The sequence below is a fragment of the Hoyosella levis genome, assembly GCF_026008515.1.
GTDB classification, from domain to species: domain Bacteria; phylum Actinomycetota; class Actinomycetes; order Mycobacteriales; family Mycobacteriaceae; genus Lolliginicoccus; species Lolliginicoccus levis.
Genome location: NZ_BQYM01000004.1, coordinates 176,872 through 188,407 on the forward strand (window position 1 = coordinate 176,872; position 11,536 = coordinate 188,407).

The 11,536-nt window shown below is 68.2% G+C and carries 10 protein-coding genes and 1 pseudogene; 3 read left to right on the forward strand and 8 right to left on the reverse strand.

Going from position 1 to position 11,536, the window contains the following annotated elements; genetic code table 11:
* Positions 1-9: 9 nt before the first annotated feature.
* The 3 genes from cydB to QC765_RS06195 form a co-directional block, all read right to left on the reverse strand.
* The gene (cydB, locus tag QC765_RS06185; RefSeq protein WP_278313555.1) at positions 10-1,044 is read right to left on the reverse strand and encodes a cytochrome d ubiquinol oxidase subunit II; all 1,035 of its coding nucleotides are present in this window, start codon (positions 1,042-1,044) and stop codon (positions 10-12) included.
* 14 nt (positions 1,045-1,058) lie between these two features.
* Entirely contained in the window at positions 1,059-2,564 is a 1,506-nt protein-coding gene (locus tag QC765_RS06190; protein ID WP_278313556.1) for a cytochrome ubiquinol oxidase subunit I, read from the reverse strand.
* A gap of 173 nt (positions 2,565-2,737) precedes the next feature.
* Entirely contained in the window at positions 2,738-3,592 is an 855-nt protein-coding gene (locus QC765_RS06195; protein ID WP_278313557.1) for an aminodeoxychorismate lyase, read from the reverse strand.
* A 124-nt stretch (positions 3,593-3,716) separates the two neighbouring features.
* On the opposite strand from QC765_RS06195, the gene ygfZ reads away from it, so the two are divergent.
* The 3 genes from ygfZ (at position 3,717) to QC765_RS06210 (ending at position 6,129) form a co-directional block, all read left to right on the forward strand.
* A complete protein-coding gene (gene ygfZ, locus QC765_RS06200; protein WP_278313558.1) occupies positions 3,717-4,784 on the forward strand; it encodes a CAF17-like 4Fe-4S cluster assembly/insertion protein YgfZ in 1,068 nt (355 codons plus the stop codon).
* Positions 4,781-5,746, forward strand: coding sequence for an asparaginase (locus tag QC765_RS06205; protein WP_278313559.1), 966 nt, complete (start codon positions 4,781-4,783; stop codon positions 5,744-5,746). The genes ygfZ and QC765_RS06205 overlap by 4 nt, the downstream gene beginning before the upstream one ends.
* Before the next feature lie 176 nt (positions 5,747-5,922).
* Positions 5,923-6,129 (forward strand): DUF3073 domain-containing protein, encoded by a 207-nt coding sequence (locus tag QC765_RS06210; RefSeq protein ID WP_278313560.1) that lies wholly within the window; start codon positions 5,923-5,925, stop codon positions 6,127-6,129.
* 316 nt (positions 6,130-6,445) lie between these two features.
* On the opposite strand, the gene purM is transcribed toward QC765_RS06210, so the two are convergent.
* The 5 genes and pseudogenes from purM to QC765_RS16460 form a co-directional block, all read right to left on the reverse strand.
* Positions 6,446-7,534 carry a phosphoribosylformylglycinamidine cyclo-ligase gene (purM, locus tag QC765_RS06215; protein WP_278313655.1) on the reverse strand — a complete coding sequence of 363 codons (1,089 nt, stop codon included), beginning with the start codon at positions 7,532-7,534 and terminating at the stop codon, positions 6,446-6,448.
* 151 nt (positions 7,535-7,685) lie between these two features.
* A complete protein-coding gene (locus QC765_RS06220) occupies positions 7,686-8,669 on the reverse strand; it encodes an oxidoreductase (protein WP_278313561.1) in 984 nt (327 codons plus the stop codon).
* Positions 8,670-8,805: 136 nt separating this feature from the next.
* Positions 8,806-10,317: an amidophosphoribosyltransferase gene (purF, locus tag QC765_RS06225; RefSeq protein WP_278313656.1), complete on the reverse strand. Its 1,512-nt coding sequence runs from the start codon at positions 10,315-10,317 to the stop codon at positions 8,806-8,808.
* A 142-nt stretch (positions 10,318-10,459) separates the two neighbouring features.
* Complete coding sequence (locus QC765_RS06230) at positions 10,460-10,855, reverse strand: sterol carrier family protein (protein WP_278313657.1); 396 nt, start codon at positions 10,853-10,855, stop codon at positions 10,460-10,462.
* Between the two features lie 75 nt (positions 10,856-10,930).
* Positions 10,931-11,536, reverse strand: a pseudogene (locus QC765_RS16460) (CPBP family glutamic-type intramembrane protease); the annotation flags it as partial.

Sequence of the window (11,536 nt, forward strand, 5' to 3'; positions counted from 1 at the left end):
CCGGCCCGCTCATCGCCAGGCCTTCAGCCCGATCGACTCGGGGATCTGCTCGACGCTGATGCGCTGGCGGAACACCCAGTACGTCCAGCCCTGGTAGATCATCACCACCGGCGCGAGGAACGCTGCCGCCCAGGTCATCACGGTCAGGGTGTAGGAGGAAGATGCGGCCGATTCGACGGTGAGGCTGAACGCCGGGTCGATCGTCGAGGGCATGACGTTGGGGAACAGCGCCGCGAAGAGCATCCCGGTCGCCGACAGCACCGCGAGGAACGTCGCGATGAACGCCCAGCCCTCGCGCTCGCGGGCCGTCAGCACCACCGCCGCGACGAGCCCGGCCGCAGCGAGCACCACGAAAACCAGCGACAGCGAGGAGCCGTAGGCGAGCTGCGTCCACACCGCGAAGCCCCCGGCGACAACGAGGGTTGCCGGGGCGAGGCGGGCCGCGATGCGCACCGCATCGGCCCGGACCTCGCCCCCGGTCTTCAGGGAGACGAACACGGCTCCATGCAGCAGGAACAGCATGGTGGTGGCAAGCCCACCGAGCAGCGCGTACGGGGTGAGGATGGCCTCCCACACCCCGACGACCTGCTTGTCGTCGTTGATGGGCGTCCCGGCGAGGATCGTCGCGAATGCCACGCCCCACAGCACCGCCGGGATCCACGAGCCGATGATGATCCCGGCGTCGCAGCGGGCGCGCCAGCGATCGTCGTCGATCTTGCCGCGGAACTCGATGGCCACCGCGCGGAAGATCAGCGCGAGCAGGATCAGCAGCAGCGGCAGGTAGAAGCCGGAGAACAGCGTCGCGTACCAGTCGGGGAACGCGGCGAACATGGCACCGCCGGCAGTGATGAGCCACACCTCGTTGCCGTCCCACACGGGCCCGATCGTGTTGAGCACGGTGCGGCGGCGCTTGTCGGCGTTCATGCGGCTGTTGCGGCCGAGGACCGGCATGAGCATGCCGACGCCGAAGTCGAACCCCTCGAGCACGAAGTATCCGACGAACAGGAAGGCGATGAGGATGAACCAGAGCGTGGTGAGTTCCATCGTGGCGATCCGTCCTAGTAGGCGAACGACAGCGGCTTCACGCCGTCGTCCTCGTCGTGGTCGTCATCGTGGTGGGGGTGGCGGTCATGCTCGAGCGGTCCTTCCACGACATAGCGCCGCATCAGGGTGAACCAGACGAGCGCGAGCGCCCCGTAGACGGCGGTGAACGTGAGCAGCGAGAGCAGGACGAGCGCCGGGGGGTGCCCGGAGACGGCCTGGTCGACGGTGAGGCGGATCTGGTCGACACCGTTGAGGTTGGGCGCGACCACCCACGGCTGGCGGCCCATCTCGGTGAACACCCAGCCCGCGCTGTTGGCGAGGAACGGGGTGGGGATGGCGATCAGGGAGAGCTTGGCGTACCAGTCCTGGTCGGGGACGCGCCCGCGCCGGGTGACCCACAGCCCGGCCAGCGCGAGGATGGCTGATCCGGCAGCGAGGCCGATCATCATGCGGAACGACCAATAGGTGACGAACAGGTTGGGTCGGTAGTTGCCGGGGCCGAAGCGTTCCTCGTACTCGGCCTGCAGCTCGGTGACACCGGGCAGCTCGGCACCGAAGTCGTTCGTGGCGAGGAACGAGGTGAGCGCGGGAATGGTGATCCAGTGGCTGACGCTCTCGCAGTTGTTGTGGTCGCCCACGGTGAGGATGGAGAACGCGGCGGGCTGCTCCGTGTGGCACAGTGCCTCCGCGGAGGCCATCTTCATGGGCTGCTGCTCGAACATCAGCTTGGCCTGGATATCACCGGTGATGCCGAGGGCCACACCGGAGGCGATCATGACCACGAGGGCGACGCGGGTGATCGGGCGCCACATGACGCGGGCTTCCTCGCGCAGCTCCGCGGCCACCTCGGGGCTGGCGTCGCGGGCCTGCTTCATGCGGCGCACCATCCACCAGCCACCGATTCCGGCGACGAACGTCCCGGCGGTGAGGAACGAGCCCGCGATGGTGTGCGGGAACGCGGCGAGAGCGGTGCTGTTGGTGAGCAGCGCCCAGATGCTCGTCAGCTCGGCCCGGCCGTTCTCGGGGTTTATCGTGGCGCCCACTGGGTGCTGCATGAACGAGTTCGCGACGATGATGAAGTAGGCGGACATGTTCACGCCGATGGCCACGAGCCAGATCGTCGCGAGGTGCACGAGCCTGTGGAGCCGTCCCCAGCCGAAGATCCACAGGCCGAGGAATGTCGATTCGATGAAGAACGCGGCGAGGCCCTCCAGTGCCAGTGGCGCCCCGAAGACGTCGCCGATGAAGCGGGAGTACTCGGACCAGTTCATGCCGAACTGGAACTCCTGCACGATGCCAGTGACGACACCGAGGGCGAAGTTGATGAGGAAGAGCTTGCCGAAGAACTTGGTGAGCCGGTACCAGTGGTCCTTCTTGGTGATGACCCACATCGTCTGCATGAAGGCCACGAGCGGGGCAAGGCCGATGGTCAGGGGCACGAAGATGAAGTGGTAGACCGTCGTGATGCCGAACTGCCATCGCGAGATGTCCACGGTGTCGAGGAAGTCGAGGCCAAACACGAGCTTCTCCAAACCGGGGCGGCGCTGCCCCACCGAGCGGCTGTTGCGCTGACGATACGACGCCGCTGGATCGTGCGGCGGGAAAAACGAGGCCAGCAACCACCACGGTACTACTACTCGCCGTAGTATGAACTACTTCAAGTAGTAGACCTTGGTCACAGCCATCCCGCCCGCTAGTCCCGCTCCACCGCGCGATCCACCAAGCGCGCCACATCCCCGGCCAACGGGGGCTCGGGCAGGCGGAGCCCATTGACGCTCGTGATCCGCGCGCTCAGCGTCACGCTCGACATCATCCATGCGCCATCCGCGTTCAGCAGGTCCACCACGGTGATCGGTTCGTAGGCGGTGCCAAAGCCATGTTCCCCCGCCTCATCGAACACTGCTTGCTGCGTCGTGCTCGGCAGGATTCCCAGCGAGGCAGGCGGCGTCACCAACGTCGTGCCCCGCAGCAGCACCACCGCTGCGCTCGGGCCCTCGAGGATGTAGCCATCCGAGCTGACGAAGATCGCATCCTCCGCGCCGTTCTCCACGGCGTAGCGGATCGCCGCCATGTTCACCGCGTACGAGAGCGTCTTCGCGCCAAGCAGCAACCACGGCGCATGGTCCTGGAGATCGCTGGCATAGCCCCGCTCCAGGGTCAGCACGCCCACTCCCCCGGCACGCGCCTTGAGCATCCGCTGGCTCAGCGGACTGATCAGCACATAGCCCGTTGTGGCACTGCCCGCGTGCTCCCGGCCCCGCGAGTACACCAGGCGCAGCGCTCCCTCCCGCCGGTCCCCCCACGCCTGCACCGCCATGCTGATCGCATCCTGCCAATCACCCGCAGCGACCACCGGTAGCCCGAGCGCCCGCGAGGACCGCGCGATCCGCGCGAGGTGCGCGTCCAGGTTGCACACCCTGCCATGCCGCACGAGCAGCGTCTCGAACACACCATCACCGCGCAGGGCAGCGAGATCATCCGCATGGAGGAACGGCTCGCCCGCGTCACGCAATTCGCAATCGAGAGTCACCAGAACCTGCTCAGCCATAGCTATGAAGCGTATTGGCCGCGCGGGCCGTAGGATCGATGACGTGGCCGTAAACGATGCAACAGATCCACAGCGCCCACCGACCCATGCAGCGACCCCGGATTATACAAGTCCGTTACTGGCCTTGCCTGGCGCGATTCGCCACCCCGATGACTCCCCGGACCACGGCGTGGCCTGGCATTATGGGGATCCCCTCACCGAGCAGCGGCCAGCCCGTGATGGCCTCGCGGTCGTTGACCGATCGCACCGGGGCGTGATCACTATCACCGGTCCCGATCGGCTCACCTGGCTCCACTCGCTCGCCAGCCAGGACTTCACCCACCTCGCCGATGGGGAGACCACCGAATCCCTCCTGCTCGACGTCAACGGACGCATCGAGCACCACTTCATCGCCACCGACCTCGATGGCACGCTATGGCTCGATACCGAGGCCGAGCGCACCGCCGACCTGCTGGGCCATCTCACGAAGATGGTGTTCTGGTCGAAGGTCGAGGTCCGCGAGGCCGATATGGGCGTGCTCACCCTCCTCGGGCCAGGTGTCACCAGCGTTGACGCCATAACGGCGCCGGACCGCGCCGCGGCACTGCCGGGAGGGGGAATCGCCCGTCCGCTCCCCTGGCCGGTCGAGGGGCAGCGCTGGGACCTGATCGTCCCCCGGGAATCATTGCGATCCTGGTGGTCCACGCTCACCACCGCCGGCGCCCGGCCCGCGGGCACCTGGACGTTCGAGGCGCTGCGGGTTCCCGCCATGCGCCCGCGCGTGGGCGTCGATACCGACGAGCGAACCATTCCGCACGAGGCCCGCTGGATCGGCAGCACCGCCGAGCATGGCGCCGTGCATCTCTACAAGGGCTGCTATCGCGGCCAGGAGACCGTCTCGCGCGTGCACAACCTCGGCCGCCCGCCACGCCACCTCGTGCTGCTGCACCTCGATGGCTCGGCCGACGAGCGTCCCGCGACCGGCGATCCCGTGCTCGCGGATGGTCGTACTGTCGGCCGCATCGGCACCGTCGTGGATCACCACGAGGACGGGGTGCTCGCGCTCGCGCTGCTCAAGCGCTCGATTGCGCTCGAGGCCGCGCTGCATGCGGGCAAGGACACGATCGCCGCCTCCATCGACCCTGATACGTTTCCCTCCTACGAGGCGGTCCAGCCCGGCCGGGCCGCGGTGGACCGGCTGCGCGGCCGATGAGCAGCAGCACGCGGTTCGTGCCACTCGTTGATGTGGTGCGCTCCGGCTTCACTGAATGCACGCACTACGGAGCGCTCGTCGTGCTCGGCCCGGACGGGGAGGTTCTCCTCGAGCACGGCGACGCCCGATCCCCCATGTTCCCCCGGTCCACCAACAAGCCCCTGCAATCCGTGGGGCTGCTCCGGGCCGGTTACCAGCCCGCCTCGCGCGAGGAGCTGGCTCTTGCCACCGCCTCGCATTGGGCGGAGCCCCAGCACCTCGCGATCATCGAGCACATGCTCGGTACGGCTGGCCTGCACGAGGAGCAGCTGGGATGCCCGCCCGACCTGCCCTTGGACGAGCAGGCGCGCGCGAAGATGCTCGTGAACGGCCTCGGTCCGCGGCGGCTCTGCATGAACTGCTCCGGCAAGCACGCGGCGATGCTCACGACCTGCCAGCGCAACGACTGGCCGCTCGACACCTACCTGCAGGCTGATCATCCCTTGCAGCGAGCCATCATCAGCACGGTCCGCGAGCTCAGCGGCGCCGAGGAGACCCCGCTTGGCATCGATGGCTGCGGCCTGCCGATCATCCCCGTGCCCCTCGCCGGGCTCGCGCTGGCCTTCGCCCGCCTCGTCGGCGCTCCAGGGGGCAGCCACGAGAACGCGGTGGCCGCCGCGGTGCGCGAGCATCCGATGCTCATCTCGGGCACTGGCGCCCCCGACGCGATCATCATGGGGGCGGTGCCCGGAATGATGTGCAAGTCCGGCGCCGACGGCGTCTTCGCTGGCGCTCTCCCCGATGGTCGTGCGTTCGCGTTCAAGATCTCCGACGGTCACGACCGGGCCCGCCTGCCCCTCGTCCGGGCCGTGCTCGAGCTCCTCGAGGTCCCGGAAGCCGCGGATTTGCCCGACGCCCCCGTCCTTGGCGGAGGTCACACCGTCGGCGAAGTGCGCGCCCGGGTTTCGCCTGTAGCGCGCTGAACTGGTAGTTTCACTCCCTGCCGCTAGGTCGCGCACGCGTACCGCAGGATTGTTGACGACGTCGTTGCGGCATAAATACGCATCTAGCGGTAGAGTGTGAGCCAGGAAGAATCATCAGACACGAACGGGGTCGCCAAATCCCCAGGCCACCCCGACATCGCGCGAGGGGGTCAGCCATGGGCCGCGGCCGGGCAAAGGCGAAGCAGACCAAGGTTGCACGGGCATTGAAGTACAGCTCTCCGAACACCGACTTCGAGCAGCTCCAGAAGGAGCTGTCCGGGTCGTCGTCGCAAGGACATCGCGACGGCCGGAACGCTGATGATCCATACGAGCCGGATTACTCGCGCTGGGTCGACGACGATTATCAGAGCTGGGGCCGCTGAGCAGCCACGCTTCCCGCATTTGAGAATATCGTTAAAAGGTGGGGCACTCGAGAGTGCCCCACCTTTTCATGTCACAGCAGCGGGCGGTTGGCGGCGGGCGCGTGCAGTTGCTGCTACGGCTCGGCCCGGCGGTCTTCCCTCGCCGGGCATCGCCAGGGGTTCTTCTCTCGCCCGAATCTGACACCCTTCACGCGCAGCCGCCACGGTTGGCCCCCAGCGGCCACGGTTATTTCCGTGGCAGGCCCGCGCAAAGGTGGCCGCTAGCGACCATGTGTGGCAGCTGTGCCTGGCGACCGCAGGTGGCCAAGCCCCGCTACTAGAACCGCGGGTGGTTGCCCACCAGGGCGGCGCGGATGCTGTTGCCGTTCTCGGTGTCGTTGGCGCGGCGCACGGAGCCGATGGGCCAGCAGTCGATGTGGCGCGCGGTGAGCACCGCGAGCGCCCGGTCGACGTCCTCGGGGGCGACGATGGCGACCATGCCGACCCCCATGTTGAACGTGCGTGCCATCTCGCTGGGATCGACCTTGCCGCGCTGCTCGATGAGCCGGAACACCGCGCCGGGGCTCCAGGTGCCGCGATCGAGGTCGACGACAAGGCCCGCCGGGATGACGCGGGACAGGTTCTCGGCGAGGCCGCCACCGGTGACGTGGCAGAAGGTGCGCACGTCGGTCTCGGCGGCGAGCGCGAGGCAGTCCTTGGCATAGATGCGGGTGGGCTCGAGGAGCTCCTCGCCCAGGGTACGGCCGAACTCCTCGACGTGAGCCTCGAGCGACATGCGGGTGATGTCGAGGAGCACCTTGCGGGCCAGCGAGTAGCCGTTGGAGTGCAGTCCGGACGAGGCCATGGCGATCGCGACATCGCCGGGGCGCACCTTGTCAGGGGTGAGCACGGCGTCCGCCTCGACCACGCCAACGCCGGTGGCGGAGAGGTCGTAGTCGGAGTCGCCCATCATTCCGGGGTGCTCGGCGGTTTCCCCACCGAGCAACGCGCATCCGGCCTGCACGCAGCCCTCGGCGATGCCGGAGACGATCGCGGCGACCTTCTCGGGGATGACCTTGCCGACGGCGATGTAATCCTGCAGGAACAGGGGCTCGGCTCCGCATACGACGAGGTCATCGACCACCATCGCGACGAGGTCGAGACCCACGGTGTCGTGCTTGTCCATCGCTTGCGCGATCGCGAGCTTGGTGCCCACGCCATCGGTGGACGAGGCCAGCAGTGGTTCCTTGTAGTTGGTGCGCAGCGCGAATAGCCCCGCGAAGCCACCGAGGCCACCCACGACCTCGGGCCGGGTTGCCTTCCGCGCGAGCGGCTTGAAAAGTTCCACTGCCCGCTCGCCAGCATCGATGTCTACGCCGGCCGCGGCGTACGATGCTCCGGAATCGTGGGTGTTGTCGTCGATCATGGGGTCCGTTAGCTCCGCCCGTGGGATTGTCACACGTTACGGGGCTACGCTACCGGACTTGAGGCCCCGGTTACACCTCGCTGCCTGCAGGGGCCTGCGGGATGGGACCGGAGCCGCCCAGGGCCGGCATGCTAGCGGAGCCGCGCGGGCATCAGGAGATCTCGCTGTAGTCGACCCCGGTGAGCTCAACGGATCGCTCCCACAGCGCCTCGGCGAGCACTGTGTCGGCGGCCTGTGCACTGCGTGGACAACGCCGCACGGGGCCGCGCACGCCACCAAAATCAGCCGGGCCGAGGTAGTCATCGTTGCGCACATCAGGCATGGCCGCGGCGTAGAGGGTGCTGTAGGCACCTTCCTCTGCTGACTTGGCCGTTAGTGCGACGATCTGTCGCACCATGCGGCGCAGCCCGAGGGTGGGCACGATGGGTTCGAACAGATCTGTGGCGGCGGCTCCGGGATGCGCCGCGATCGACCGGGCATCGGTCCCCGCTATGTCGAAGCGGCTGGCCAGAGAGCGCGTGAATAGCAGGTTCGCGAGCTTCGACTGCGTGTAGGCGTTGATGCGGAAGTACTTGCGGCGGCCGTAGTCGAGGTCATCGACGTCGAGCTTGGCCTGCTGGTGCATCAGCGAGGAGAGGGTGACGACACGTGCTTCGGGCGATTCGAGCAGCAGCGGGAGCAGGCGCCCGGTGAGTGCGAACGGGCCGAGGTGATTGATGCCGATCTGCGATTCGAAGCCGTCCTTCGTGGTGCGGTAGGGCACTGCCATCACGCCTGCGTTGTTGACGAGGACGTCTACCGAGCTGGTGTGCTCGGCGATCTCCTCGCTGCACGCGCGCACCGATTCGAGATCGGCGAGGTCAAGTTGGACGAGGACTGGCTTGGCCGCGGTGGCGGCGGCGCTGATGTCGTCGAGCGCTGCCCGGGCACGATCGAGGTTCCGGCAAGCAATGATGACGCTGGCTCCCGCGCTAGCAAGGGCGCTGGAGGTTTCCTTCCCGAGCCCGCCATCACCGCCGGTGATGACGATGGTCCGGCCCGTGAGGTCGGGCAGGTCGGCCGGGGTGAACTCCGGCACGGCCAGGGGCTCGAGGCTATCTCCGGATCGGGGTGCCTGTGTCTGGTTTGCAGCCATCGTTTCTTCTCCCTGTGATCTGCCCCACATCTTGATCTTAGCGAGGAAGGGGGCACCTATGCCAGGGTGAGTTGCCGACCACGAGCCAGCCCGTTGGGCGTGACCGCTGGGCTGAAGAGGCGCGAGGGGCGCGTGTCTACTGGACGCCCAGCGAGGGAGTTGCTGGCGAGGCGGGCCCAGCGCTGGTGGCATCGCCCTCGGTGGAGTCGAACATCGCTTCGAGCACGTTCTTGCCGATGCGGCTCTCGTGCGGCAGCTCGATGGGATAGACACCGTCGAAGCAGGCGCGGCACATGCGGGACGCGGGCTGCTCGGTCGCCGCGGTCATCTCGTCGACAGAGATGTAGCCCAGCGAGTCCGCGCCGATGGACGAGCGCACGGCCTCGAGCATCTCCTCCGTGGAATCAGCGCCGTTGGCGATGAGCTCCGCGGGCGATGCGAAGTCGATGCCGTAGAAGCACGGCCACTTCACCGGCGGCGACGCGATGCGCACGTGGATCTCGAGAGCACCGGCCTCGCGGAGCATCCGCACGAGCGCGCGCTGCGTGTTGCCCCGCACGATGGAATCGTCGACCACCACGAGGCGCTTGCCACGGATCATGTCGCGCAGCGGGTTGAGCTTGAGGCGGATGCCGAGCTGGCGGATCGTCTGGGACGGCTGGATGAAGGTGCGGCCAACGTAGGCGTTCTTCATCAGCCCCTGGCCGTACGGGATACCGGAGCCCTGCGCGTAGCCGACGGCGGCCGGGGTGCCGGACTCGGGAACGGGGATCACCAGGTCCGCCACGGCGGGGTGCTCCTTGGCGAGCCGGCGCCCGATCTCCACGCGGGTGGCATGCACGGAGCGGCCCGAGATGGTGCTATCGGGACGAGCGAGGTAGACGAACTCGAACACGCAGCCCTTGGGCTCGGGCTTCGCGAAGCGCATCGATCGCACGCCGTCAGCATCGATGGCGAGCAGCTCGCCCGGCTCGATCTCGCGCACGTAGGAGGCACCGACGATGTCGAGCGCGGCGGTCTCGCTGGCCACGACCCAGCCGCGGTCCAGGCGGCCCAGGCAGAGCGGGCGCACGCCATGCGGATCACGCGCGGCATACAGCGTGTTCTCATCCATGAAGGTCAGGCAGAACGCACCCTTCAGCTGCGGGAAGAGCTCCTTGGCGGCCTGCTCGATAGTGGTGTCGGCGGCGGCGTGGGCGAGCAGCGCGCCGACGATGTCGGAGTCAGAGGTCGCGGCCTTGCGGCGGCGCCCGCCGAGCAGGCCTGCCTCGCGCGCCTTCGCGGCGAGCTCCGCGGTGTTCACGAGGTTGCCGTTGTGGCCGAGGGCGATGCCCGTGCCGGCCGAGGTGGTGCGGAAGATCGGCTGCGCGTTCTCCCACGTCGTCGCGCCCGTGGTGGAGTACCGGCAGTGCCCGATAGCGACGTGCCCGCGCATGGCGATCAGCGTCTGCTCATCGAACACCTGGCTCACGAGGCCGAGATCCTTGAAAACCAGCACCTGGCGGCCGTCCCCAACAGCGATGCCCGCTGCCTCCTGGCCGCGGTGCTGCAGGGCGTACAGGCCGTAGTAGGTGAGCTTGGCGACATCCTCGCCCGGGGCCCAGACTCCAAAGACCCCGCATTCCTCGCGTGGCTCTTGTTCCTCCACGTCGAGCGCGGGCTGGTAAACGTCCGCATCAGGGTTCGTGGCGGTGTCGAGGCTAGGGTGGGTCGTCACAGCGCAGTGCTCCCTTGGCGAGGGGTCGGAACGATTCGAGTCTACGGTCCGCGGCCGTGCTCGCGCGAACTTCTCACAGGGGCACGATCGGCATCCATCGGGTGATCTCGGTGGCGCGGGAGCCCGAGGCATCCCCTTGCCCGGCCGCGCACAACTGCTCCAGCGACGCCAGTCCGGTCGCCAGCAGCAGCCAGGAACGAGGGGTGAGCTCGACGACGTTGGGTGGCGTGCCCCGGGTGTGACGCGGGCCCTCGATGCATTGGATCGCCACGTGGGGCGGTACGCGCACCTCCACGCTGTGCCCGGGCGCGCTCTGCTCGAGGGCGTGCGCGCATGCCCGCGCCGCGGCCGCTACCAGCGGCTTTGGCGGAGCCTCGGTGTGGTCGGGGTCGCGCAGCCAGTCGGCGACCGCGAGCACCGCCGCACGCACGTCCTCGGGCCGCGCGGGGGTGCTTCGTCCTCGTGCCATGTTCCTGCCCCTTGGGATCGCGTCCTGCTTGGCATCCACCATATGGGAGACAAGCGCGCCTCCGGCGTTCACGGCGTAGTGGACCACCGCGGGCGCGGCGACACTGCTGGTGGCAGATGTCAATGAGGTGAACACCACACCTCCGAGCATGGTCGCCAGCACCGTCGATCCCACGGAGTGCCCCGCGGAGCGCGCTGGCGCGATATGCCATGCGCCGAAGGTGGCGGCACTAGCGAGCCGGGCCGGCCACCGCCCGTGCCGGGCCAGCGGCAGCGCGTCCCTCCAGAGGACGTCGAGCGCGGACCGGAACAGCAGTTCCTCGGCGAGCACGGTACCGATCGGGATGTGGAACAACGTCCATGCGGCGAGCGGTCCCATCGGTGGGGCGGGCCGCCCGGCCATTCGGCGGCGCGCCGCCAAGGCCCCAGCTGCTGCGGCGCAGGCAAGCGAGGGCATCAGGGCGACGCGGGCCCCGGCGGCCAATCCGGCACGGGCGTGGCCGGGATGCAGGCCCAGCGCCTTCCATCCGGTGCCGCTGCCCGCGCCATGCGCGATCGCCACGGCCGTCATCCCCACAGCGGCGTGCGCGACGGTGCGGCCAGTCCAGGACCAATCGGTACGCGGGACGATCACATTGTTCCAGGCCAGTGCGGCACCGCTGGCGGACAGAGCAAGCACCAT